This is a genomic window from Faecalicoccus sp., assembly GCF_036552745.1.
Classification (GTDB): Bacteria; Bacillota_I; Bacilli_A; order Erysipelotrichales; family Erysipelotrichaceae; genus Faecalicoccus.
On sequence record NZ_JAXKBY010000104.1, the window covers coordinates 1 to 21,305 of the forward strand.

Sequence of the window (21,305 nt, forward strand, 5' to 3'; positions counted from 1 at the left end):
AATCGATTTTGAAGATGTTTACTTTGAATACACCAACATTCAAGATGAAGCCAATTATGTCTTAGACAATATCGATCTGCATATCCCAAGCGGTTCGACTTTAGGAATCTTAGGGGCTACCGGATCGGCCAAATCATCCTTGGTGCAGTTGATTCCAAGACTTTACGATGTAACCGGCGGAAGCGTAAAAGTAGCCGGTATCGATGTTCGTGATTACGATCTGGAAAGCCTGAGAAACAGTGTGGCCATGGTTCTTCAAAAGAACGTATTGTTCTCCGGAACCATTAAAGAAAATATGCGCTGGGGTGATCCAAATGCTACCGATGAAGAAATCGAAGAAGCTTGTAAATTAGCACAGGCAGATGAATTTATTCAGAAGATGCCGGATAAATACAATACGTACATCGAACAAGGTGGAACCAACGTTTCCGGTGGACAGCGTCAGCGTTTATGTATCGCGCGTGCGATCTTGAAAAAACCAAAAATCTTGATTTTGGATGATTCGACCAGCGCTGTCGATACTAAAACCGATGCCTTGATTCGTCAGGCTTTCATGGAAAAAATTCCGGATACGACACGGATCATCATTTCACAGCGTGTCAGTTCCATTCAGGACTCGGATCAGATCCTTGTGTTGGATGAAGGACATATTTCCGGATTAGGAACACACGAAGAATTGTTGAAGACCAACAAGCTCTATCGTGAAACTTTCCAGGAACAACAGAAAGGAGGCAGTTTAAGTGAATAAGACAAAAAACAACGGACTTTCCCGCATCATCAAAGTCACGATTTCAAATTATAAACTGGCCTGCTTCTTTATCTTGATCTTTATTTTAATTAGCTGTTTTGCCAATGTATATGGATCCACTTTCCTAAAAGATTTGATTGACGTCTATATCGTACCGATGTTAAGTCAGGATACACCGGATTTTGGACCGTTAGTACAAGCATTATTGACATTGTTGTGCATTTATGTGGCCGGTATTCTTTGTACCTATTTATACAACCGTATTCTGTTGAATGTTGCCTTAGGTACCTTACGTGATACTCGTGACCACTTGTTTGAACATATGGAAACCTTGCCGATCGGTTATTTTGATACCCATGCGCATGGTGATATCATGTCGATCTATACCAACGATACCGATACCCTTCGTCAGTTGTTGACGATGGCAGTACCGCAGATGATCGTAAGTATCGTGACCATGATTTCCGTTTTGATCTCCATGCTGATTTTGGACATCCCTTTGACAATCGTTGCGATTGTGATGGCCGTTATCATGATCATCGTATCTCGCTTTATCACTTCCCGCTCCGGCCGATATTTCCGCGCCCAGCAGGATGATTTAGGAAAAGTCAACGGATTTATTGAAGAGATGGTCGAAGGAAGCAAGGTCATCAAAGTCTTCTGTCATGAAGAACAAAGCTTAAAAGACTTTAATGTGGTCAACGATCAGTTATTCAAGGCCAGTGCCAATGCGAATATGTATGCCAACATTTTGATGCCGATCATCGGAAACTTAGGCTATTTAAGTTATGTTTTGACTGCCATTATCGGATCGTTGCTGGCACTCAATGGAATCGGCGGTCTAACGTTAGGTACGATTGCCGCCTTCTTACAGTTAAACCGTTCCTTCAACAACCCGATTGGTCAGATCTCGCAACAGATCAACTCCGTTGTCATGGCCGCTGCCGGTGCTTCTCGTATCTTTGAACTGATTGATACACCAAGCGAAGTCGATGATGGAAAAGTCACTTTGACCAATGTGGAAATTCATGAAGATGGCTCGCTTAGCGAAACGGATAAAAATACCGGACATTGGTGCTGGCGTCACCCAAGAGAAGATGGCAGTGTTGAACTGGTTCCATTAAAAGGGGATGTACGTTTCCACGATGTCATCTTTGGCTACAATGAAAAGAAAACGATTTTACACGACATTAATCTATTTGCCAAACCAGGTGAAAAAATTGCCTTTGTCGGTGCAACCGGTGCCGGTAAGACAACGATCACCAATTTGATCAACCGTTTCTATGACATTCAGAACGGATCGATCACTTACGATGGTATTGATATCAAGCTGATTAAAAAAGATGATTTAAGACATTCCTTAGGTATCGTATTGCAGGATACAAACTTATTTACCGGAACGATCATGGATAACATTCGATATGGTAAACTGGATGCGAGTGATGATGAATGTATCAAAGCGGCTAAACTTGCCAATGCGCATGAATTCATCAAGCATTTAGATCATGGCTATCAAACGATGATCACAGGCTCCGGCACATCGCTTTCACAGGGACAGAAGCAGTTATTGTCCATTGCCCGTGCTGCCGTTGCCAATCCACCGGTATTGATTTTAGATGAAGCCACTTCATCCATCGACACACATACGGAACGTATCGTGCAGGATGGTATGGATAAGCTGATGCAGGGACGAACAGTATTTGTCATTGCCCACCGTTTGAGTACGATTCAAAACAGTGATGCGATCATGGTATTGGAAAATGGTCGAATCATTGAGCGAGGAAGCCATGATGATTTGATCCAACAAAAAGGAACGTACTATCAGTTATATACCGGTGCCTTCGAATTAGAATAAAAAAAGATAGAACTTGCCAAGATTTAAAATCTTGAACAAGTTCTATTTTTTTTGTTTTATCTTTATGTCTGACAAAAGCCCTCCATCAAACAGAGGGCTTTCTATTATGCATTTTCATTAAAAACTTGTAAAGCCAGACATCCTAAACCGGTATGAATGCCTACGGCACTGACCAAATCAATGATCTTTACTTTAGCGCCATCAAATGACTTTTGTATTTTTTGCGCATAATCAACAGCAGCATCCAATACATCGACATGAGCAACGATAAAAGTAAAATCCGAAAGAACACCTTTTTCCTTTATAAATTCAATCACTCGATCCTGGGCTTTTGACATGGTTCTGACTTTTGCCAATACATCAACACGCCCCTTAGTCTTTTTATCCAAATACAAAACCGGCTTGATTTTTAACAGGCCGCCTAAAACAGCCGCTGTCGGTGTTAGTCTTCCCCCTCGTTTCATATGGTGAAGATCATCACACAATAAAATGGTTTCGCAGCTTTGGGCAATACGCTCCAGACGGGCAATAGTCTCTTCAATCGTATGACCGGATTCAATCATCTCCTTGGCAATCTCGATCATTCTACCCTGTACAACCGCGGTAACATAACAATCTACGCCATAAAACTGTAAATCGGCTTCCTTGGCCATCATTTCCAAGGTATCATACGTGCTGGATAAACCTTTACAGATAGGTACGCAGAATATGGCATCATAGCCTTCCTTTTTTAAATCTTCAAAAAGATCTTCCATCAAACCTGGTTTTGGCAGACTTGTCTTCATCAAGATTTGTTCATGTAGATTTTCAATAACCTTGGCATAGGGAATAGTGACATACTCATCATAGGAATTACCATTATATTCGATCTGTAAAGGAAGACAATAGATTCCCCGTTCTTTCCAATAGTCCGGATCATGTCCGGTACCGGTATCCGTTACAAATGCGATTTTCATTTAATCGGCCCCCTTCACCTTTTTACAATACTGAAAAGCAACCGAACCAAGTCCGGTATGAGCGGCAATGACACTGCAGATCGATTCTCTTTCGATCTTGACATCTTTTCCGATCAAAGCCTGTAATTCTTCCACGCATAGCTTTGCGTTTTCTTCCGATGCAGAATCCAGAACAAAATATACGCAATCGCCGGCCTCTTTTGCCCCCTTGGCCGCCAGCTTAGCCGCCTTGGAAATAGCTTTGGCCATGGTACGAACCTTATCGCAGGTTCCTACTTTTCCTTCCGAATTCTTGCTGACTTCAAGAATCGGTTTAATTTTCAACATGCCGGCCAGTTTGGCAGCCATCGGTGTCAAACGCCCACCGCGAGCTAAATGATCCAAGTCTTCCGGAATCAAAAAGCCCTGTGAATGCTCTACGACATCCTGTAAACGATGAATGATTTCATCTGGTACATACCCTTTATCATTTAACTTGGCAGCACTGATCGCCAAATATTTTTCCACGCTTAATGTCGTATAAATATCAAGTGTATGTACCTTGATTTCATGCCATTTGGCACTAGCCTGTATAGCCTGATTGGTCCCCGATAAACCGCTGGATAACGTGACTGCCACAACATCGGTCACGCCTTCTTTTTTATATTGATCAAAAAGCTCTTCGATCATGCCTAAAGGTGGCATGCTGGTTTGCGGTAAATAGCCTTTATCGATCAAATCATATAACTGTTCTGTCGTTAGATCGATACCGTCTAAATACGTCTTATTTTCTACAATGACCTGTAAAGGCAAATAATCCAAGTGGTACTGTGCCGCTTCTTCTTTGGTCAAGCCACAGCCACTATCTGTCAATACTCTTACTTTCATTTTGATTCTCCATCCTTTGGCTATATGGTATCACGATATCCGGCTTTTCTCAATCGTGCGTCCCTTGGTTTCCCAAAATTCCCCCTGTCATTTTAACAGGGCCATGCTATAATTGTAGTAACAATACAGAGGTGTTTTTATGGCCGGTTTTATTACATTTGAGGATGTCAGAAAAACATATACAATGGGAGAAATCAAGATTCATGCGCTGGATGGCGTATCTTTTTCCATTGATCAAGGTGAGTTTGTCATTATCGCCGGTGCCAGTGGAGCCGGTAAGAGTACGATCTTAAATCTTTTAGGCGGCATGGATACAGTCACCGAAGGAAAGATCATCGTCGATCATCAAACGATCAGTGCCTATAACGAAAAAGAGCTGACACTGTATCGTCGCTATGATGTCGGTTTTGTCTTTCAGTTTTATAACCTGGTACAAAATCTAACGCTCAAAGAAAATGTAGAACTTGCCACACAAATTTGTAAAAATCCTTTAGATATAGAAGAAACCATACGATCTGTTGGATTGGAAGAAAGAATGGATAACTTTCCAAGTCAACTTTCCGGAGGTGAACAACAACGTGTTGCGATTGCCAGAGCACTGGCCAAAAATCCAAAGCTTTTACTTTGTGATGAACCAACAGGGGCTCTTGACTACAAAACAGGAAAACAAGTCTTAAAAGTCTTACAGGATACTTGTCGCAAACAAAAAAAGACGGTTGTTGTCATCACCCACAATCTTGCCTTAACGCCGATGGGCGATAAAGTCATCAAAGTAAAGAGCGGAAAGATCGACTCGATTGAAATCAATCCCTCTCCAATGGATATTGATCAGATTGAATACTGATGCCTAAAACGTTTTTAAAAAATATCTTCTGCGAGATCAAAAGCTCTTTTGGACGATTCTTTTCCATTCTTTCGATCGTTGCGATTGGAGTTGCCTTTTTTGCGGGCGTAAAAGCCTCCGCTCCCGACATGAAGTATTCTGCCGATCAATATTTTGACCAACAAAATTTACAGGACATCCAAATCTATTCGACCTTGGGGTTAACGAAGGAGGATATCGATGCGATTTCCAAAATAGAAGGTGTGGATCGCGTACAGGGCCTCTATACGATGGATGTGCTGACCAAAAAAGAAAATACACAACTGGTATTAAAGCTTTTCTCGCTTCCCAATCAGCAGGAAGTCAATACGATTCGTTTGGTGGATGGACGCATGCCGGAAAATGAAAATGAATGCTTGATTGAGGCTGCCAGTGCCACCAATACACTCTTTGGAAATTTAGAGATCGGTGAAAAGATCACATTGACCAGTGGCACTGATACGCCAATCAGTGATTCCCTGCAGCAGGATACTTATACGATCGTCGGCACTTGTTATACACCAACGTATTTGAGTTATCAAAAAGGAAGCAGCTTGATCGGTTCCGGTACTTTAAACGGGTTTGTTTTCGTACCGGAAGAAAACATCAAATCCGAATACTATACAGAAGCCGATGTACTTGTCAAAGGCGCTAAAGCGTACAATTCCTATGATGAAGAATACTTTGATATCATCGATCCTGTGGTAAAAAAATTGGAAGACATGGCCGATGGACAAATCAAGATTCGTTTAGAAGAAAGCCAGGCTGCTGTAGATGATGCCAAAGCAGAGTTTAACAGTGAAATTCAAAATGCACAGAATCAATTGGATGAAGCCAGTCAACAAATTGAAGATGGCAGTGCACAGATTCAACAGAGTGAACAAACATTGGCAGACTCCAAAGCACAGCTGGATGCCGGATGGAATGAATACTATGCCGGTCAAAAGGCGTTAGAAAATCTGCCGACTTTAAATGCGGCGCTGGAACAGATCAATCAGACCGAAGCCAGTCTTCCGGCTGTACAGGAAGGACTGGCACAACTTCAAAGTGGTCTGGAACAAATACAGGCACAAAAAACACAACTACAGCCAATGTATGATCAAGCGCTTCAAATCAAACCGGAGTTAGAAGAACATCTAAAACAGCTGGAAGATCAAATTGCTTCTTTACCACCGGATTCTGAACTTTTAGATCCATTGAATCAAACTAAGGCCACCCTGGAAGAACATCTGGCACAAATTGATCAAACAATCCAGGGCTATGAATATTTAGTAAATCAGGAACAATCCTTACAAACACAATATGCACAACTTCAAACGCAGGAAGCAAACATTCAACAAGCGATTCAACAAAAACCGGAACTGTTGGCAAATCGTGATGCCTTATTAGCTGCCCAAAGCCAGCTGGAGACAGCTTATAACCAGCTTGTACAAGCCCAACAACAATATGAAACTGGTTTAACACAACTGGAAAGTGCTAAACAAGATTTAGAAAGCGGACGCCAGGAGTTGATAGAGGGGCAGCAGGAGTTAGATTCTCAAAAACAGGAAGCACAAAAAGAAATCGATGAAGCACAAAAACAAGTGGATGAATTGAACGGCGAATGGATGGTACTGGATCGTAACTCCCATTACTCATACCGAGATTATGGCGCCTGTGCCGATCGAATGGATGGAATTGCTGCGGTATTCCCGGTCTTCTTCTTTATGGTGGCTGCCCTTGTTTGTATGACAACCATGACAAGAATGGTTGATGAACAAAGAAATGAAATCGGTACTTTAAAGGCTTTGGGGTATTCTAAGATACAAATCGCCAGCAAATATTTAATCTATGCCCTGATTGCCAGCATTATAGGCTCCGCCATTGGATGTGCAGTGGGTATGATTGTCTTTCCAACTGTGATCTTTACCGCATGGAATATGTTATATAATTTAGAGACCATTCATTTCGCATCACAGCCAGGTTTGATTTTACTGGCCTCCGGTTCTGTGACCGGAATTACTTTACTGGCTACGATTTATTCGATTTATGCCGAACTCGTGGAAGTTCCAAGCCAGCTAATGCGTCCAAAAGCATCCAAAGCCGGAAAGAAGATCTTATTAGAACGTATCAAACCTTTGTGGAATCGACTGACCTTTTTACATAAAGTCACCGCCCGAAATATCTTCCGCTATAAGAAACGTTTCTTTATGACTGTCATTGGTATTGCCGGCTGTTCGGCCTTGTTGGTAGCCGGATTTGGAATCAACGACAGTATTGGCGATATTGCCCAACAACAATATGGCAACATCTATCACTATAATGCCACGATCTCGGCCACTCAAGAAAGTAAGTTCTTAGCCGACCAGATTCAAGATTTAAAAGGTGTGGATGCTCTCTTTGAAGAACAACAATTCTCCGGTACAGTTAATATCGAAGGAGAGGATCAGACAGTCACTTCACACATCATTGAGGATTTAGATCATTTTGATGCGTTTACCACTTTAAAAACAATGAAGGATGATTCTTTATCTTTAACCAATCAAGGTGTACTGCTTTCTCAGAAGCTTGCCGATAAGTTAAATCTTGAAACAGGAGATACTTTCCAAATCACCAGTGATGATAAAGATCTGGAAATCAAGGTCAGCGGCATCTTTGAAAACTATGTAGGTCATCATATCTATATGACAAAGGATTACTTCAACACACTCAGTCAAAGTATCGATGTGAATACGATCTACATGATCAAAACAAAGGATCAAAGTGAGAGCTTTGAAAAAGAATTAGGAAATCGATTGATGGAACTTAATGGCGTAGAAAGTGTTACTTTCTATTCATCCTTACAGAAAAACTTTACTGATATGATCAGCAGCATTTCCTTTATCGTTGTGGTATTGGTCATCAGTGCCGCCCTATTAGCCTTTGTGGTATTGTATAACTTAAGCAATGTCAATATCAGTGAAAGAGTTCGCGAAATCGCTACGATCAAAGTCTTGGGATTTACCAAACGTGAAGTAAACCAGTATGTCAATCGAGAAGGGATCTTATTATCGATCATAGGTGCCCTATTAGGATTATTTATCGGTATCGGCCTTCATCATCTGATCATGAATTTAGCCGAAATGGATGATGTGATGTTTGGTCGAACGATCCTTCCACAATCTTATTTGATCAGTTTTGCGATGACCATGATCTTTACATTGATCATTAACTTCTTCATGTCCTTTAAATTAAAAAAGATTCAAATGGTTGAATCTTTAAAAGCAGTAGAGTAAGGCTAAAAACCTTACTCTTTTCATTTGTCGCTTCCCGGTAGTGACCCAAGAAAAAAGCTATGAACTTTCGTTTCCTACTCATTCATAGCGGATTGTGATTACTTAGTTTTCAGTGATTTCGACAATACGCATCATATTTGTTGCCCCGTGTCCTTCCGGATAACCGGCAACAACAATGATGAAATCGCCATAATGGCAACCCTTCATCAAGGCAATGTTTTTAGCCAAATCTACATCGTTTTCACGTGTATTCTGGATATCACTGAAATATGGCTCTACACCAAAGATTGGAAGCATGGCTCTTTCCGTAACTTCATCGAAACATACACCGATGATTGGAGCTTGTGGTCTAAAACGTGCCAAACGACGAGCTGTTAGACCACTCTGTGTAAAGGCAATGATGCATTTGATATCCAACGCAATGGATGTATCGGCAGCACTGACACCAATGGCATCGTTCAAAGAATTACGTGAAGTACGAATTCCTTGTTTTAAACGTTGTTGATAAGGAATCATAGGCTCGATCGCATCGGCGATACGGTGCATTGTCTGTACACATTCTACCGGATAATGACCGGCAGCACTTTCTCCTGACAACATGATACAGTCTGTACCATCCATGATCGCATTGGCAACATCACTGGCTTCTGCTCGTGTTGGACGTGGGTTTTCCTGCATACTTTCCAACATATGTGTAGCTGTGACAACTGGTTTACCTAATTCATTGGCAATTGAGATGATCTGTTTCTGATAAATCGGAACCATTTCCAGGCTGACATCAACACCTAAGTCACCACGGGCAACCATGACACCGTCACTGACTTCCAAAATATCACGCAGGTTATCAAAACCTTCCTGGTTTTCGATCTTAGGGAAAATCTGAATGTTGTCTTTTCTTTCAGAAATCAAGATCTTACGAATGGCCAATACATCATCTTTACGGCGTGTAAAGCTGGCTGCGATATAATCCACATCTTGTTTACACCCAAAACGGATATCAGCTTCATCCTTTTCCGAAATGAAAGGCATACTTAATACAACACCTGGCAAGTTACATCCTTTACGGCTCTTTAAGAAGTGAGGGTTTTCAATACGTCCCTGAATCTCATCTTCTGTTACTTCCAGAATCGTCACTTTTAATTTTCCATCATCCATTAAGATGCAGTCACCGGCTTTTACGTCGTGGAAGACTTCCGGACACCGCAGTGTAAACTGTTCATGTGTTCCTTCTACTTCCTTTTTAACGATTTTGACAACGTCACCTTCGTTAAACTGGCAGCCGCCATCTTTAAAATCACCTAAACGGATTTCCGGACCTTTTGTATCCAATAAGATACCGATTGGTTTATTTAACTCCTTAGAAACTTCACGAATCAATTTGATTCGATTGCCATGTTCTTCATAACTTCCATGAGAGAAGTTCAAACGGGCAATGTTCATACCAGCCAAAACCAGTTTCTTCAAAGTTTCCTTATCTTCACTGGCCGGACCGATCGTACAAATAATTTTTGTCTTCTTGTCACTAATACACATAATTTTTTTCGATTCCTTCCTTTTTTCCTTCTAAACTAATCGTTCAAATAAGTTTTGTAATGGCTTACGAGATTCAGCAGGCATGCTCAGTGCCTTTTCGATCGGGTAAGATACGATCTTATTGTCGCGAATGCAGACACAATGTCCTCCAATGCCCTGCATTAAAAGATCTACTGCTTTTTCTCCCATTTGAGAAGCCAACATACGATCATATGGACATGGTGAACCACCACGCTGAATGTGGCCTAATACAGTTGCCCTTCCTGAAAAACCTGTATTCAATGTCACTTTCTTGGCAAACTGATCGACATCGGTGATCTTCTCGGAAATCACGACAATCGCATGTTTTTTCTTTCGTATAATATCCAAATCGCGTAAGCGATCCAAAACGTCATTTTCATCAAAACCGGTTTCACTGGTCACGATCATATCGGCTCCGGATGCGATTCCTGACCAAAGGGCCAGATCTCCACAACGGTTTCCCATAACTTCAACAATAGAACAGCGATGATGAGAATTTGATGTATCACGCAGTTTATCGATTGCATCGACAACGGTTTCCAATGCCGTATGGAATCCAATCGTGAAATCTGTACAGGTGATATCGTTATCGATCGTACCCGGCAAACCAATACAGTTGATTCCCATTTCTGTCAACGACAAGGCACCACGATACGAACCGTCCCCTCCGATAACAACAACGGCCTCAATGCCTCGTTTGGAAAGCTGATGAATGGCCTTGCGGCGAACTTCCTCATCTTTAAACTCCGGTAAACGGGCCGATCCAAGAATCGTTCCTCCGCGGTTGACAATCTCACGAATCGTTTCGCGAGTCATCGGTTCAATATAGCCCTCTACCATTCCTTTGTATCCATTATAGATACCGAATACTTCAAGGCCACTGTTCAAACCGACTTTTGTGACAGCTCGTATGGCTGCGTTCATCCCCGGCGAGTCTCCTCCTGAGGTTAAAATACCGATTCTTCTAACCATATGTATTCCTCCTAAGAACAATCTTTAACCATTCTATAGCACTTTAAATATAACACAATGCCCGTCGAAAAAGAAGAAAAAAAGCTGTTAAGTTTTTATGAAATTTGGATTGTAACAGAATTGAAAAATGTAACTGTTTTCAAAATGACCAACCACAAAAAAGACCGTTTTTTAACGGTCAAAATAACGTGATAAGAATTGTTTTGTACGCTGGTGCTGCGGTTTTTCAAAAATCTGCTGCGGTGCTCCTTCTTCGGCAATGACTCCTTTGTCCATAAAGATCACACGATCACTGACATCTTTGGCAAACTGCATCTCATGGGTCACAATAGCCATTGTCAAGCCTTCTTTGGCTAGTGTCTGCATAACTTCTAAAACATCGCCAACCATTTCCGGGTCTAACGCCGATGTTGGTTCATCAAACAATAAGACTTCCGGATCCATACATAAAGCACGGGCAATCGCCACACGTTGCTTTTGTCCACCGGATAAACGTGTCGAACTGGCATCGGCAAAATTCTGCATACCGACTTCTTCCAAGTGCTGCATGGCAATTTTTTGTGCTTCTTCTTTCGAACGCTTTAAGACTTTGATCTGGCCGATCATACAATTTTCTAAAACGGTCTTATTCGCAAATAAATTAAAGCTTTGAAAAACCATTCCCACTTTGGAACGATAGGTTGTCAAAGGAAGCTTGCCACTTAAAATATCTGTTCCTTTATATAAGATGTTTCCGCCATCCGGAATCTCCAACAAGTTGATACAGCGAAGAAGCGTACTTTTTCCCGAACCGGAGGATCCGATAATCGTAACTACTTCTCCTTTATTGATTTCAAAGTCGATATCGTTTAAAACTTGAAGATCCCCAAAATGTTTTTTCAAATGTTGTACTTGAATGACTGTTTCCATACAAACCTCCTATGCGCAGTTTTCCTTGATTGTTACTGTCTTTGTCTTGTTGATTTTTCTTTCCACAGCATTCAGGATCAATGTTGCGATCGTTGTTAAGGCAAGGTACATCACCATTTCCAAAAAGTAAACTTCGGCAAATTTCATGTTACTTCCGGCTACCGAAGAAGACTGGAAGTAAAGCTCTGTTACCTGGATCGCATTTAACATACAACTGTCTTTGATGTTGACGATCAGCTGATTTCCAATCGTCGGAAAGGTGTTTTTAATGGCTTGCGGAAAAATAATGGAAACCATCGTTTGAAACGTTGTCATCCCCAGGGATTTTGCCGCTTCACTTTGTCCGGCATCGATAGACTGAATACCACCACGAATAATTTCCGCCATATAGGCACCAGTATTGACTGAGATGATGATCAAACCGGCCGAGAAACCTGTCCATCCTAAAATCGGACGAAGCAAGTAGAAAAAGAACAAGGCCTGTACCATCATCGGTGTACCCCTAAAAAACCAGACATAGAAGCCTACGATCCATCTCGCAAGCTTCTTTAAAATCTTAACAGGAAATGAATCCATGGGATCTTCCGGAATTGCACGCAAGGCTCCGGTTATCAATCCCAGGATCAGCCCGACAACCGTACCAACGATTGCGAATAAGAGAGTATTTTGGATACCGTAAGAAAACAAGCTCCAATTCTCTATAAATATTTCATATGCCCTTCCAAAATTGATACTCATGGATCATCAAACCTTCCTATTCTTCGGTTGGTGCGTTTTCAACCGCAGTTTTCATATATTCATTTCTTGTATCTTGACTGATGGAATCTAATGCGTCCTGTACACTCTTGAAGAAATCAGAATCGCGTGTTCCTTCTTTCAATCCGATCGATACGGTCGTATCTACATCAAATCCATGTCCTTCTGCAAACTGTACGATCGCAAGTCCTGGATTGGCGGCTACAACACCTTCGGCAACCGGCATTTCCGCTGTAATACCATCGGCTACTCCATTTTGCAGAGCAGCTACTAATTCCGGATACGTCGCAAGTGGTGTCTGATGATCAACACCTTCAATTTGATCAATAACGGTATCATAGTTGGTATTTTTCTGTCCGATGACTTTATGGCCGGAGAAATCCTGGATATCTGTATAACCTGCCATTTCACTGTCCGCACGAACGATCATGACCATTCCTTCACTTTCGTAGTAAGGTGTCGTAAAGTCGATTCCTTCTTCACGCTCATCACTGGCTGTCATACCGGCAACGATCGCATCAATTTCTCCAGAATCCAAAGCAGGCTGCAGACCATCCCATGAAATTTTCTTCACTTCTAATTTTTGACCTAATTCATCGGCAATGGCTTGTGACATCATTACATCATATCCATCACAATATCCTCCACCGCCGCTGATCTCAACGGCAGAGTCGGTTTGGGCATCGGATGTTTGCCAGTTAAATGGCTGATATCCACACTCCATTCCTACGGTAAACGTGTCATCATTGGCACTGTCTGTACCACTTGAACAACCGGCCAAAGCCAATGTTCCAACGGCTAATGCTGCAAGTAATTTTTTCATATCTCTTTTCCTCCTAATTTAGGTTGAAAATAGAAAAGACCATATGTGTTATCCATATGGCCTTGGTTCTTTCGCCTTTCAGATAACCCCTCTTCTTGCGAAGGAGTGCATTGGGTATTTCCCAAAGCCCCAAGAAATGACATCGCCATATCATTTCCTTCGGCGATGATTACCTTTCCTGTATTTCACAGCCCGCCGGCTCCCTACAGTACTCTGATGCATCGCTACCTCTATCTTCAACTAATTTACTTGTATGTGCTCATTATAGGCAGATTAGAAAAGGTTGTCAACCTATTTACTTCCTTTTCTGCACTGAACGGCCTTATAAATAGATTTCCTACCGTTTACCACTATAAAGAAATATGGAAGAATTGTCCGAAAATGCTGTTGGTATCATAGACCATCGGAATATCTGGAAAAATAAAAACCATACGATAAATATAATAGACAATCATACAACCGGCCCACATCCATAGTAACCGCTCTTTCCACTTCCTCTTTTTTTTGATATGGCAATAGAAAATCAACAAGCCAAAGACCATCGTAGGAATTAACATCGCATGATAAAACAAGGAAGCCTGTAGATTTCCCTGAAGCAGATAATATAAACTGGTCGTCATATTACAACCGGGACATGGAATCCCAAAGATTTTTTGGATAGGACAATATACACCGATAAAAAGAAGAAACAGGAGCAATACGAAAACAGCCCCTGTCACCTTGATAATCTTTTTACTCATTTCCGTAACGACAAATATCGTTTAAAGTGCTTTGGCAAATGGCCATGGAAATAATACCTAAGCCTAAGAACGGAAGAACTAACATGATAATACTGTTATCGGAAACTCTATATCCATTATCAAATTCTAGCTCACTTAACACTTTTCCGGCTTTCCAGTAAAAGTAAATACCGTATAAACCGCATGTAATCAATGATAACAGTACGACAATTCCCGGCTCTCCAGGTCCAGATTTATTTTGTGCTCTACAACATTCATTGACATCTCTTGCCAAGGTATATAACCAATAGTAATAATAAATGCTGCATGTCACAATGCTTAAGACAATGGACAATCCAATGCTTCTTTCTGAAATATAGATCGGCTTTTTTGTAAAAGTTTGATGCGCACTCTCCTGTTTAGGTGCTTCCGGCATCACATAAGAAGCAAGTTCTGTATCTTTTAAACGCTTCCAGTCAGCCATCCCAGTTTTCCATACAAACGTATTTCCATAAATTTGATGGGCCTGAATCAAGCCTTTCATCTGTTCCACTGTATAAGGACCATTTTGTTTATTGTTGGCATCGACAAAATACCATTGATCTCCTTCCGGCTTTACATCTGGTGTCGGAAGATATTCTTTTAATTCCGTATCTTTTAACTTCTGCCAGTCAGCCATTCCGGCTTTCCATACCAAAGTTTCTTCTTTGATCTGCGCATCACGAATTCGTTCAATCATCTGCTCCAGTGTAAAAGGTCCAGCCGATTGACTTTCCCTGACATAATACCATTCTTCCGCTTGTGCTTTTTCTTCTTCCGATTCAACCGGTTCTTCCTGAGTGATCGTTTCTTCTTTCGTTTCCTCTACTTCTTCCACGACATCTTGCACCGGTTCTTCCGCTTCTGTTGTTTGATCTTCTTCGATAACTGCTTCTACAACTTCTACCTTTTCTTTTGCGGATGGTGTTTCTTCGACAACATCATCGGTCGGCACAGGCGCACCACATTCCGGACAAAACTTAGCATTTTCCGGAAGACTATTTCCACATTGTTTACATTCCATGTTCACATCTCCTTAAAGTTTATTTTGATTAAACAAATTATACCTTATTTTAACTAAATTACAATCTCGGCCTTGGTTTTGAACGAAGGCAGGCGCAGAAAGCAGATATGACCCAACAAAATCCTAAACTCATTAAAGTTCCGCACATATCCACTATAACATCGTCCATCGTACTGATCCTTCCGATGACCATACTTTGATGAAATTCATCAAATAGCGCATAGCCTAAACAAATCAATAAAGATAAGATGATCTTCCAAAGTCGGGTAATTCCGGCAATAGAAAAAGTTATATACAATAAAAGCGCAAGAAAGAAATACAAACTGAAATGCGCAATATTGCGAATGGTCTGATACCAGTTATCCCCATCCGGAGAAATCGCTTCAATCAAAGATTGAAGTCCATAGTGAAGCTTCTGTCCTATTTCTGTTGAATCCATGTATTCATGAACGTTTTCCTTAATGATTTCCTGTACATTGGCACTGCGTTGTCCGGAGGCGTATCCATCTTCACTTGATAACGTATAGATGATAAACATCAACCCCACACAGCATACCGCAAATAGAAAAGAAAACAAAAACCGTATTTTTCTATTTTTCATAGGTGACAGTATAAGCATGAACTGTAAGATGAATTTAAAATGAATATGTTAAATTATGGTGTAAAAAAAGCGGAATGCTCCGCCTTTCTAATATTCTATCTTTTTGATGCGTCCAAAACCGATGGTTCCCTTGCCTACATGCGATAAGATGACCGTTTTAAAAGAGTGCTGCTGTACCGGTTGACCGATGGCCTCCTCCAACATCTTTTTACAGTCTTCGCTTTTCTTTGGATCAAAGGCATCGATAACCATCCAGATATAATCCTCCGGATTCACATCCTTTGTCACGACTTCAATTCCTTTTTGATAAGCTTTCTTCAAGGTGCGAACCTTGTCTTCTAAATCAATGGCACCATGACGAATATTCAATAAAGGAACGATCTTCAATAATCCTGCTATGGCGGCAACAGCCGGTGATATACGACCTCCTGCTTTTAATGTATCCAGCTTTTCCGGTATCAATACCGCCAGCAATTCTCCTTCTGTTTCAATTTTTTCCTTGATCTGCGCACAAGTATATCCTTTTTCAATCATCTCTTTGACCATCTGCATCATGATCACCGTTGGATAACATACAAATTCACTTTGTACAACCGTTACTTTTCCTTCATAGTTTTTTGCCAGCGTGATTGCCGTTTTGTTGGTGCCGGATAACGCATTGGTTAAGGGAAGATAAAACACCTCATCGTGTGTTTTCAACAAATCATCCCACATTTTGATCATATCACCGACAATTGGCTGGGCCGTTTTTACACTTTTTTGTTCTTCTAACGCCTCCAACACTTCTTCATCGGTAATTGTTTCTGCTTCCATGTATTCCTTTCCATCTACGATAACAGGCATACGCAAAACATGAAGGTTTAGTTCTTTTGCCTTTTCTTTGGTAATATCCGCACTTGAATCGATCATTAATGCAACTTTCTTCATGGTCTAACCTCCTTGATGTCTGAAAAAATGTTTTTCGATATAGTTGGCTACGCCATCATGGTCATTGTCAAATTCTGTGATTTCATCCGCTATGGCCTTGGTATCATCGCTTCCGTTACACATACAGATGCCCCTGCCACTTACTTCCAACATCGTGTTGTCGTTGGTCGTATCGCCAAAAGCCCAAATATTTTCCAATCCAAAATCATACAGATCAGCCAGCTTTTTAACGGTATAGCCTTTTGATATACGACGATCGGCAAATTCCAACAGCGTTGTCTGTGTCTTAAACGCCTTATAATAAGGATTGGGATGTTCATTAAAATACTTTTCGGCCTTCAGAGTATCTTCAGCACTCATGCGAAACATAATCTTCGCATTATCATAAGCATATAACTCGGCATCACTTTCGATCACATGGATCGGTTTTTGTGAGGTCACAGCCGAATGCTTCATCGCTTCATCGATTCTTTGTGCCACCAGTTTGCCATCCAAATAAATGAACGCATTGGCTTCAAAGGGATGCATAGCCTCCAGGATTTCCTGGATCCATTCTTTTTTCAACTTATAGTAATCGTATTGCTTCTGATGAATTTCATCCCACAGCTCACTGCCGTTCATACCAATTAAAAACTCAAAAGGAAAGGAAATTCCCCATCCTGTCGCATAGCGCTGCAGTTCATCGACCGGTCTTCCGGAAGCCAGACCGAAATACACACCTTGCGCATGCAGCTTTTCAATCATATCTTTCGTACGAGGGGTTAATTCCCTCTTTGAATTGATCAGCGTACTGTCAATATCACACAAAACCAAACGTAGTCTATTTGTTTCCATGAAAGAAGTATATCACAAGTATAAATTGTTTTTCTATGGACTAATTGTGAAAAGTGTCTAATTTTTCTCTTGTTTTCTTTATCGTAAACGAACTGTAAAATCTTTTAATACTTCCGAAATATGAATTTGTTGCGGACAGACTTTTTCACAGCTATGACATTGTATGCAGGCACCAGGCCCTTTATCTTTCAAGGTAGAAACAACCATAGGGGCGATAAATCCTCCCTGACTAAAGGCATGTTCATTGTATAAGGATAATAATTTGGGAATATCCAATCCCTGTGGACAACGAGAAGTACAATAACGACAGGAAGTACAAGGAACGACGATCTTCTTTGTCATCTCTTCCACAATGGAAAACAGGACTTCTTTTTCCATATCGTTTAAAGGTTTTTTCGTTGACCACGTTTCAATGTTTTCCTGCAGCTGTTGCATATTCGACATCCCGGAAAGAACCATCTTTACCTGTGGTATGCTCTGCAGGAATCGAAAAGCCCAGGCCGGTATGCTTTCCGTAGGACGAAGCGCATGTAAGCGACTTTCATATTCCGGCTTTAACTGGGCAAGCTTGCCACCACGCAAAGGCTCCATGACCCAAACATCAATACCGTATTGATCCAACAGTTCCACCTTTTTTCTGGCATGTTGAAATTTCCAATCCACATAATTGATCTGCAGCTGACAAAACTCCATATATTCGCCGTATTCCTTTAAAAATCTTTTTAATACCGGCATTTCTCCATGACAGGAAAAACCTAAATGACAGATTCTTCCCTGTTCCTTTTGTTTTAAAAGATAGTCTAAAATTTGATATTGCGGATCGAGACACGCATCGATATTTTTCTCACAGACATTATGAAATAAATAAAAATCAAAGTATTCTGTTTGACACTTTTGTAGTTGTTTAGTAAAGATTTCTTCAACATGTGGCATATCATCTAAATCATATCCGGGAAATTTGTCAGCCAGAAAATATTGCGAGCGATCAAATTTCTTTAAAGCATTGCCTAATACAATTTCGCTTTGACCTCCATGATAGCCCCATGCGGTATCAAAATAATTGATACCGTGTTTGATCGCATAGGCTACCATTTCATTGACTTTGTCTTGATCTGGTTGATTCTCTTTTCCCTCTACAGTGGGTAATCGCATCGCACCTAAGCCTAAACCGGATAATTTCACTCCTTTAAAATCATGTGTAATCAAGGTGATCCCCTCCTTTGTTTATCTTTAGTTTTATTATAAAACCAATCGCAATCGTCTTCCAATACCTGTTTACTATAGCCGATAATGCATTTTGCATATACAATAGACACATGAATATATTTGTATGCATTCTCATCGGTTTTGCGATTGTAGGTTTACTCGATAAACTTCAAAATGGAAAATGGGGATTGGCCGGATGTATCGACCAGGCTTTAAATACTATGGGTAGTCTCTGCCTTTCCTTATTAGGTTTTTATTGTCTGTTTGTCACTTTATCCGACCAGTTAGACCTTTCCTTTTTACGCTTACATCCTTCCAGCAGCGTGATCATAGGCTCTTTATTGGCACCCGATCTAGGCGGTCTGCCGCTCATTCAGAGCTATATTCATGATCCTGCCACCTTTTTTCTAACCGGTGTCTTTTTAACAAGCACGTTGGGATGTCTGATCAGCTTTCAATTTCCTATCTTTTTAGGTCAATTAAAGCCAAAAGAACACCCTCTTTTTATGGAAGGTGTTACGTATGGCTTATTAGGACTCATTCCTATATTGCTGCCATTGTCCTTACAAATTGATCTTGTCCTCTTGATTCCACTATTTTGTATCTATGGACTCTTATTTTTGGGATTATGGAAAAATAAAAGCTTGCTGCTGAGGCTTCTTCAGTATTTTGCCAAGGGAATTGAAATCATCGGTCTTCTTTGTTTTGGAATCGTACTTCTCTCTTATTTCTTCCATCTACCTTTTGTATCTATGAATACTTTACTTGATGGATTATTGCTTGTCTTTCAAATCACAATGATTGTTGCCGGCTCGCATGTGTTTTGTCAACTCATTTTACATTATGCCAAAAAGCCACTACAGAGCTTTGCAAGGTTTTGCGGTATCGAAACAATGACCTTAATTGGATTGTTGCTTTCTTTAGGCAGTTCCATTGCGATCTTGCCATTGTATCCGAAAATGAGTCCGGAAGGCAAAAGAATCAACGCTGCCTTTTGCGTTAGCGGTGCGTATGCCTTAGGAGGACAAATGGGCTTTATTGCGGCAATGACAGATACAAAGACAACCTTTTTCTTTATCGTATTTAAATTGACAGGTGGGCTTTTGACCATTTATCTAACCAAAAGAAAAAGCCAGAAATAAATTCTGACTTACTCTTGTGTAAACATCGGTGTAGAAAGATAACGCTCTCCGGTATCTGGCATTAAGGCTACGATTCGTTTTCCTTCATTTTCCGGACGCTTTGCCAATTGAATAGCTGCATATACGCTGGCCCCGGAAGATATTCCCACCAATAGTCCTTCTTTTTGGGCAATAGCACGGCCTGTGTTATAGGCATTTTCGTTAGTAACGGTAATAATCTCATCATAGATCTTTGTATTTAACGTATCCGGTACAAATCCGGCGCCGATTCCCTGGATGCCATGTGGACCGGCTTTTCCCTGGGATAATACCGGTGATCCTTCCGGCTCCACCGCAACAATCTTTATATTCGGATTCTTTTCCTTCAAATATTTTCCGGTACCGCTAATTGTTCCACCCGTTCCGACACCTGCCACAAAGATATCAATCTCTCCATCCGTTTGTTCCCAAAGCTCCGGTCCGGTTGTTTCATAATGTGCCTGTGGGTTTTCCAAATTGGTAAACTGACTTGGAATCAAAGAATTCGGTGTACTTTCCTGTAGTTCTTTTGCCTTGGCAATGGCGCCCTTCATTCCCTGGGCACCTGGTGTTAAGACAATCTTGGCTCCATAAGCCTTTAAAAGATTTCTTCTTTCTACACTCATTGTCTCCGGCATGGTGAAGATAGCTTTATATCCCTTGGAGGCACAGACAGAAGCTAACCCGATTCCTGTATTTCCACTGGTTGGTTCAATGATCGTAGCTCCTTCTTTCAACAAGCCTTGTTCTTCGGCTTTTTCAATCATTCTTTTCGCAATACGATCTTTCACACTGCCAGCGGGATTAAAGAATTCCACTTTCGCAAGCAACTGTGCCTTTAATCCTTCTTGTTTTTCAAGCTTTGACAGCTCTACTACCGGCGTATTTCCGATAAGCTCTGTAACATTTTTATAGATAGTCATAGTTATGCCTCCTTTATCAATACCTATCTTTATAGTAGGGATTATAACAAACTTTTCAAAATTGTCAAAAGAACTGCCCTATGGCAGTTCTCGTTACTTCATGATTTCTTTGATCTTTTGGGCAATGCTTGAAGCATCCAAATGATAGTAGGCTAATAAGTCTTTTGGTTTGCCGCTTCGTCCAAAACTGTCCTGCATGCCCATCATGTACTGACGACATGCCAGTCCATACGGTGCCAGGGTTTCCGCTACCGCTCCGCCCAGGCCGCCGATCACATTGTGCTCTTCAATTGTTACAATCACATCGTGTGTTTTC

The 21,305-nt window shown here is 41.0% G+C and carries 20 protein-coding genes and 1 riboswitch; of the genes, 5 read left to right on the forward strand and 15 right to left on the reverse strand.

Annotation, left to right across the window (positions count from 1 at the left end; genetic code table 11):
- Positions 1-748 (forward strand): ABC transporter ATP-binding protein (locus tag U0M88_RS05020; RefSeq protein WP_331869109.1); only part of this gene is annotated, 748 nt, incomplete at its 5' end.
- Entirely contained in the window at positions 741-2,603 is a 1,863-nt protein-coding gene (locus tag U0M88_RS05025) for an ABC transporter ATP-binding protein (RefSeq protein WP_331869110.1), read from the forward strand. The genes U0M88_RS05020 and U0M88_RS05025, both read left to right, overlap by 8 nt.
- 104 nt (positions 2,604-2,707) lie before the next feature.
- Here U0M88_RS05025 and U0M88_RS05030 read toward each other — a convergent pair whose 3' ends face one another.
- Together U0M88_RS05030 and U0M88_RS05035 are read right to left on the reverse strand one after the other, a co-directional pair.
- Entirely contained in the window at positions 2,708-3,559 is an 852-nt protein-coding gene (locus tag U0M88_RS05030) for a DegV family protein (protein ID WP_331869111.1), read from the reverse strand.
- Positions 3,560-4,426, reverse strand: a complete 867-nt coding sequence (locus tag U0M88_RS05035) for a DegV family protein (RefSeq protein WP_331869112.1) — start codon at positions 4,424-4,426, stop codon at positions 3,560-3,562.
- Between the two features lie 139 nt (positions 4,427-4,565).
- Between U0M88_RS05035 and U0M88_RS05040 the strand changes: the two genes are divergently transcribed.
- Complete coding sequence (locus tag U0M88_RS05040; RefSeq protein WP_117446910.1) at positions 4,566-5,270, forward strand: ABC transporter ATP-binding protein; 705 nt, start codon at positions 4,566-4,568, stop codon at positions 5,268-5,270.
- Entirely contained in the window at positions 5,270-8,542 is a 3,273-nt protein-coding gene (locus U0M88_RS05045; RefSeq protein ID WP_331869113.1) for an FtsX-like permease family protein, read from the forward strand. The genes U0M88_RS05040 and U0M88_RS05045 overlap by 1 nt, the downstream gene beginning before the upstream one ends.
- 102 nt (positions 8,543-8,644) lie before the next feature.
- Here the strand turns inward: U0M88_RS05045 and pyk are convergent, their stop codons facing one another.
- The 11 genes from pyk to U0M88_RS05100 form a co-directional block, all read right to left on the reverse strand.
- Positions 8,645-10,075, reverse strand: coding sequence for a pyruvate kinase (pyk, locus tag U0M88_RS05050; protein ID WP_168966315.1), 1,431 nt, complete (start codon positions 10,073-10,075; stop codon positions 8,645-8,647).
- Between the two features lie 30 nt (positions 10,076-10,105).
- Entirely contained in the window at positions 10,106-11,068 is a 963-nt protein-coding gene (pfkA, locus tag U0M88_RS05055; protein ID WP_022790446.1) for a 6-phosphofructokinase, read from the reverse strand.
- 171 nt (positions 11,069-11,239) lie between these two features.
- On the reverse strand, positions 11,240-11,977 hold the full coding sequence (locus U0M88_RS05060) for an amino acid ABC transporter ATP-binding protein (RefSeq protein ID WP_303971208.1): 738 nt from the start codon (positions 11,975-11,977) through the stop codon (positions 11,240-11,242).
- Between the two features lie 9 nt (positions 11,978-11,986).
- Positions 11,987-12,715 carry an amino acid ABC transporter permease gene (locus tag U0M88_RS05065; RefSeq protein WP_331869114.1) on the reverse strand — a complete coding sequence of 243 codons (729 nt, stop codon included), beginning with the start codon at positions 12,713-12,715 and terminating at the stop codon, positions 11,987-11,989.
- Positions 12,716-12,731: 16 nt separating this feature from the next.
- Positions 12,732-13,556, reverse strand: a complete 825-nt coding sequence (locus U0M88_RS05070) for a transporter substrate-binding domain-containing protein (RefSeq protein WP_022790449.1) — start codon at positions 13,554-13,556, stop codon at positions 12,732-12,734.
- A gap of 75 nt (positions 13,557-13,631) precedes the next feature.
- A riboswitch (Lysine riboswitch) is annotated at positions 13,632-13,797 on the reverse strand.
- Between the two features lie 109 nt (positions 13,798-13,906).
- Positions 13,907-14,296: a DUF2752 domain-containing protein gene (locus U0M88_RS05075; protein WP_294688603.1), complete on the reverse strand. Its 390-nt coding sequence runs from the start codon at positions 14,294-14,296 to the stop codon at positions 13,907-13,909.
- Positions 14,289-15,338: a GYF domain-containing protein gene (locus tag U0M88_RS05080; protein WP_294688605.1), complete on the reverse strand. Its 1,050-nt coding sequence runs from the start codon at positions 15,336-15,338 to the stop codon at positions 14,289-14,291. Before U0M88_RS05080 ends, U0M88_RS05075 begins: the two co-directional genes overlap by 8 nt.
- A 58-nt stretch (positions 15,339-15,396) precedes the next feature.
- Positions 15,397-15,939 (reverse strand): VanZ family protein, encoded by a 543-nt coding sequence (locus U0M88_RS05085; protein ID WP_331869115.1) that lies wholly within the window; start codon positions 15,937-15,939, stop codon positions 15,397-15,399.
- Positions 15,940-16,026: 87 nt separating this feature from the next.
- Positions 16,027-16,866 (reverse strand): DegV family protein, encoded by an 840-nt coding sequence (locus U0M88_RS05090; RefSeq protein ID WP_331869116.1) that lies wholly within the window; start codon positions 16,864-16,866, stop codon positions 16,027-16,029.
- Between the two features lie 3 nt (positions 16,867-16,869).
- Positions 16,870-17,700, reverse strand: a complete 831-nt coding sequence (locus tag U0M88_RS05095; RefSeq protein WP_331869117.1) for a Cof-type HAD-IIB family hydrolase — start codon at positions 17,698-17,700, stop codon at positions 16,870-16,872.
- Between the two features lie 78 nt (positions 17,701-17,778).
- Positions 17,779-18,906 (reverse strand): aldo/keto reductase, encoded by a 1,128-nt coding sequence (locus U0M88_RS05100; RefSeq protein ID WP_331869118.1) that lies wholly within the window; start codon positions 18,904-18,906, stop codon positions 17,779-17,781.
- 110 nt (positions 18,907-19,016) lie between these two features.
- Between U0M88_RS05100 and eutH the strand changes: the two genes are divergently transcribed.
- Entirely contained in the window at positions 19,017-20,048 is a 1,032-nt protein-coding gene (eutH, locus tag U0M88_RS05105) for an ethanolamine utilization protein EutH (protein WP_331869119.1), read from the forward strand.
- A gap of 8 nt (positions 20,049-20,056) precedes the next feature.
- Here the strand turns inward: eutH and cysK are convergent, their stop codons facing one another.
- Both cysK and U0M88_RS05115 read right to left on the reverse strand, forming a co-directional pair.
- On the reverse strand, positions 20,057-20,989 hold the full coding sequence (gene cysK / locus U0M88_RS05110; RefSeq protein WP_331869120.1) for a cysteine synthase A: 933 nt from the start codon (positions 20,987-20,989) through the stop codon (positions 20,057-20,059).
- Positions 20,990-21,082: 93 nt separating this feature from the next.
- On the reverse strand, positions 21,083-21,305 hold a 223-nt coding region (locus U0M88_RS05115; RefSeq protein ID WP_331869121.1), incomplete at its 5' end, for a transketolase C-terminal domain-containing protein.